Source organism: Mycobacterium sp. TH-M15 (genome assembly GCF_057473705.1).
Genome location: NZ_JBYCLB010000267.1, coordinates 1 through 3731 on the forward strand (window position 1 = coordinate 1; position 3731 = coordinate 3731).

A 3731-nucleotide genomic window follows, 5' to 3' on the forward strand; every position below is an offset into this window, starting at 1 on the left:
ACTGCCGACCAGCCCACGGCGATAGCCGCATGAGCGCCTATCGAGACAGCCGGCCGGTACGAGGAATCCCCGCAGTTCACTGCGGGGAGGACGTCAAGATCGGTCAGATCGACGGGTACGCCTCCGGCGGGTAACCGCCGCCGCCGTCGACGCCACGGAGACCCCAAAGCAGGTAACTGAAGAAGAACTCACCCTCGTCGGTGATGTCGTAGTCGGGACTCGGATCCATTGCGCCACCTTTCAACCCGTCTGAGTTTAGTCGTCACGTCAACGCCACGGCACCGAAGCCGCCTAAACTATCTCGGGAAGCGGCCAACCGGTTGATAGAGACCGGCGTCGCGGACGGAGTGATGGGGAGGAGCGGGCGATGGCCACGGCGGAGAACGGACTCTCCCGGCGCGACGAGCTGCTGACCGTCGCCACCAAGCTCTTCGCCGCCCGCGGCTACCACGGCACCCGGATGGACGACGTCGCCGACGTGGTCGGGCTGAACAAGGCCACCGTCTACCACTACTACGCCAGCAAGTCGCTGATCCTCTACGACATCTACCAGCAGGCCGCCGAGCGGACCCTGGCCGCGCTGCACGACGAGCCGTCGTGGACCGCGCGAGAGGCGCTGTACCAGTACACGGTCCGGCTGCTCGACCAGATCGCGGCCAACCCGGAGGGGGCGGCGGTGTACTTCCAGGAGCAGCCCTACATCACCGAGTGGTTCACCGAGGAGCAGGTCACCGCGGTCCGCAAGAAGGAAGCCCAGGTCTACGAGCACGTGCACGGCGTGATCGACCGCGGCATCGCCAGCGGCGAGTTCTACGAGTGCGACTCGCACGTGCTGGCGCTGGGCTACATCGGGATGACGCTCGGCGCCTACCGGTGGCTGCGGCCGAGTGGCCGGCGCACCGCCCAGGAGATCGCCGCCGAGTTCTCCACCGCGCTGCTGCGCGGCTTGATCCGCGACGAGACGATCCGGACCGAATCGCCGCTGGGCTGACCTGCTGGCACGGTTCGGTCCGGCGTGCGTCAACGGAGCTCTGCCGGCCGGTGTGTGGTACACCCGGTTGGTGGGCCTTGCGCAGCGATTGGCCGAGGTGGTGGGCGCGCAGCACGTCAGCACCGACCCCGACGTCCTGGCCGGGCGCAGCGTGGATCACACCGGCCGGTACCGGGGCCGGGCCGGTGCACTGGTGCGTCCCGGGTCGGCCGCAGAGGTCGCCGCGGTGCTGCGGGCCTGCCGTGACGACGGGACGCACGTCACCGTGCAGGGCGGCCGCACCTCGCTGGTCGCCGGCACCGTCCCCGAGCACGACGACGTGCTGCTCTCCACCGAACGGCTGATCGCCGTCGGCGAGGTGGACGTCGTCGAGCGTCGGGTGACGGCTCAGGCCGGCGTCCCCCTGGCGGCGGTGCAGCACGCGGCGGCCGTGGCCGGCCTGGTGTTCGGGGTGGACCTGACCGCCCGGGACACCGCCACCGTCGGCGGCATGGCCTCCACCAACGCCGGCGGGCTGCACAGCGTGCGCTACGGCAGGATGGGCGAGCAGGTGGCCGGCCTGGACGTCGCCCTGCCCGACGGCACGCTGCTGCACCGGCATTCGCCGGTGCGCGCCGACAACACCGGCTACGACCTGCCGGCGCTGTTCGTCGGCGCCGAGGGCACCCTCGGCGTGATCACCGGGCTGGACCTGCGGCTGCACCGGGCCCCGGCGCACCGGGTGACCGCGGTCTGCGGCTTCGCCGGCCTGGACGCCCTGGTCGAGGCGGCCCGGCCGCTCCGCGACGTCGACGGCATCGCCGCGCTGGAGCTGATCGACGCCCGCGCCACCGCGATCACCGGCGGCCGGCTCGGGGTCACCGCACCGGTGGACGGTGACTGGCTGCTGCTGGTGGAGCTCGCCACCGACCACGACCCGGGGGAGCGGCTGGCGCAGCTGCTGCGGCGCACCGGCAGCCGCGGCGAGCCGGCGGTCGGGGTGGACGCCGTCGACCGGCAGCGGCTCTGGCGGCTCCGCGAGGCGGTCACCGACATCCTCGGCGTCGCCGGCCCGCCGGTGAAATTCGACGTGGCGCTGCCACTCTCCGCGGTCGCCGGGTTCGCCGCCGACGCCACCGCACTGGTCGCCCGGCACGCCCCGGACGCGCTGCCGCTGCTCTTCGGGCACGTCGGCGAGGGCAACCTGCACCTCAACGTGCTGCGCTGCCCGCCGGAGCGGGAGACCGCGCTCTACCCGCCGATGATGGAGCTGATCGCCGGCTGCGGCGGAAACGTCAGCTCCGAGCACGGCGTCGGCAGCCGGAAGCGCGGCTACCTGTCCATGTCTCGCGGTCCCGCCGACATCGCCGCGATGCGGGCGGTCAAGGCGGCGTTCGACCCGACCGGCTACCTGAACGCCGCGGTGCTCTTCGACGCGCTTTAGAACACCACCAGCTGGCGCACCGCCCGGCCGTCGGCCAGCCGGTCCATCGCCTGGTTGAGCTGCTCCAGGCCGATGGTCGCCGACACCAGCCGCTGCACCGGCAGCCGGCCCGACCGCCACAGCGCGACGAACCGGGGGATGTCACGGGCCGGCACCGCCGAGCCGAGATAGCTGCCGATCAGCGACCGGCCCTCGGCGACCAGGCTCAACGGCGACAGGCTGATCCGCGCGTCCGGCGGCGGCAGCCCGACGGTGACGGTGCGTCCGCCGGGGGCGGTGAGCGCGATCGCGGTCTGCAGCGCGGCCGGGTGCCCGGCCGCCTCGATCACCACCTGCGCCCGGACTCCGTCGTCGACGGCCTGCTCCGGCGAGTAGGCCCGCTGCGCCCCGAGATCGACTGCGGCGGAAAGCTTCTCCGGCAGCCGGTCCACCGCGACCACGTCGACGCCGTCGTGCGCCAGCGCGGTCAGCACCGCCGCCATGCCGACACCGCCCAGCCCGACGACGGCGACCGTCTGGCCGGCAACCGGGCGGCCTACGTTGAGCACCGCGCCGCCGCCGGTCAGCACCGCGCAGCCGAGCAGCGCGGCGACCGCCGGCGGCACGTCGTCGCCGACGGCCACCGCACTGGACTGGCTGACCACCGCGTGGCTGGCGAACCCGGAGACGCCGAGGTGGTGATAGACCGGCGCTCCGGCGCGGCGGAGCCGCAGCCCGCCGCCGAGCAGGGTGCCGGCGGCGTTGGCCGCGCTGCCCGGCCCGCACGGGGTCAGGCCGTCGGTGGCGCACGCCGGGCAGTGGCCGCAGCGGGGCAGGAACGTCAGCACCACCCGCTGCCCGGGCGCGGCGGCGGTGACGCCGGCGCCGACCTGTTCGACGATCCCGGCCGCCTCGTGACCGAGCAGCATCGGCACCGGCCGCACCCGGTTGCCGTCCACCACCGACAGGTCCGAGTGGCAGACCCCGGCCGCCTCGATCCGGACCAGCAGCTCGCCGTCTCCGGGGGCCGCCAGCTCCAGCTCGCAGACGGTGAGCGGGCGCGACCGCGCGTACGGCCGCGGCGCCCCGATCCGCTCCAGCACTGCGCCGTGGATCGCAACCATGCTGGAATACAACCATGACCGCGTCCGCGACGATGCAGAGCGCAGCGATGAGGCGGGGACACCACCCCCGTGCGGGGGAGCGTGGGCGCAGATGACCCCGTCGTCGGCGGTCCCGCCCGCTCCGGCAGGCTTGACCGGCACCGACTTTCCGGTGCTGTGGCCGGTGACCACCCGGTGGGCCGACAACGACATGTTCGGCCACCTCAACAACGCG

At 73.4% G+C, this 3731-nt stretch carries 4 protein-coding genes and 1 pseudogene; 3 read left to right on the forward strand and 2 right to left on the reverse strand.

Translation table 11 applies throughout. From position 1 onward, the window contains the following. Positions 1–103: 103 nt before the first annotated feature. The gene (locus AC2VNT_RS06330; protein ID WP_486946043.1) at positions 104–229 is read right to left on the reverse strand and encodes a hypothetical protein; all 126 of its coding nucleotides are present in this window, start codon (positions 227–229) and stop codon (positions 104–106) included. Positions 230–367: 138 nt separating this feature from the next. Here AC2VNT_RS06330 and AC2VNT_RS06335 point away from each other — a divergent pair, with 138 nt between their 5' ends. After that, positions 368–991, forward strand: a complete 624-nt coding sequence (locus AC2VNT_RS06335) for a TetR/AcrR family transcriptional regulator (protein WP_486946044.1) — start codon at positions 368–370, stop codon at positions 989–991. 88 nt (positions 992–1079) lie between these two features. Then, the gene (locus tag AC2VNT_RS06340; RefSeq protein ID WP_486946046.1) at positions 1080–2414 is read left to right on the forward strand and encodes an FAD-binding oxidoreductase; all 1335 of its coding nucleotides are present in this window, start codon (positions 1080–1082) and stop codon (positions 2412–2414) included. On the opposite strand, the gene AC2VNT_RS06345 is transcribed toward AC2VNT_RS06340, so the two are convergent. Then, positions 2411–3517 (reverse strand): alcohol dehydrogenase catalytic domain-containing protein, encoded by a 1107-nt coding sequence (locus AC2VNT_RS06345; protein WP_486946045.1) that lies wholly within the window; start codon positions 3515–3517, stop codon positions 2411–2413. The two genes, AC2VNT_RS06340 and AC2VNT_RS06345, sit on opposite strands and share 4 nt — an antisense overlap. A 91-nt stretch (positions 3518–3608) precedes the next feature. On the opposite strand from AC2VNT_RS06345, the pseudogene AC2VNT_RS06350 reads away from it, so the two are divergent. Then, positions 3609–3731: pseudogene (locus AC2VNT_RS06350) on the forward strand (acyl-CoA thioesterase); the annotation flags it as partial.